Below are 765 nucleotides of genomic sequence, written 5' to 3'. Positions count from 1 at the left end.
CCCAACGTGGACTCCGAATACATTAGCGCAAACCAACTCCGTTATTACTTAATTGTAGTTGCAATAACGGGGCGGACCATACATTTTTTGCTCCTGGTGCGTTTCTGTTGTCGACAATTTGGGTTTGCTGAACATGCTCAAGCTTATCGAAAATTTTAAATTCCAACTTTCTGTGGCCATACACAATCGCAATGTCTCCGTTGGGATAGTCTAAGACTTTGACGTGCTCGTGTACTAAGCGAGTGTTTTCTTCCGTTGGCTCAATGAGATAAACCACTTTGTCATATTGAAATGTCAGTGATTTAGAGAGCTTACGAATTTCCTGCCAACTGAAAATATCGTCGAGTTCCTGTGGGGTTTCGCGCACTTTTCGATGCATATTTTTCGGATACATTGCCGGCTTAGCAAAGCGTCGATTGAAATCGGCAATGAAGTAGGGAAGCCAAGCATTCGCTTCTTCGATGGTGTTAATTCCTTGTAAGCGCATCTCTTTGACAAGTCGGTCTTGTAGCGTCAAGTTTACTCGCTCAACACGACCTTTAGCTTGAGAGCTGTTCGCACATATCAGTTCAATACCTAACTCTTTTAATACTCGGGCATACTGAGTTTGACCGACTTGTTTTTGCTTTTCCTGATTCACCCGAAAAATCGAATGCTTATCACTGTAGAACGCTACGGGTTTGCCGTGTTCATTAAGATATTCTCTCGTTGTTAGCATGTAATCAAAGGCCGATTCGGTTTCGCTGAACCTTAAGTTCATCAGGC

1 pseudogene is annotated in these 765 nt (G+C 43.0%); it reads right to left on the bottom strand.

Annotated features, from left to right (window positions below):
- Nucleotides 1-103: 103 nt before the first annotated feature.
- Nucleotides 104-765: pseudogene (locus VJL_RS22035) on the bottom strand (ISNCY family transposase); the annotation flags it as partial.

Source organism: Vibrio jasicida CAIM 1864 = LMG 25398, from assembly GCF_000400365.1.
GTDB lineage: Bacteria > Pseudomonadota > Gammaproteobacteria > Enterobacterales > Vibrionaceae > Vibrio > Vibrio jasicida.
Note: the sequence above shows the minus strand (reverse complement) of the source record. Positions and strands in the feature narration are given on the sequence as shown.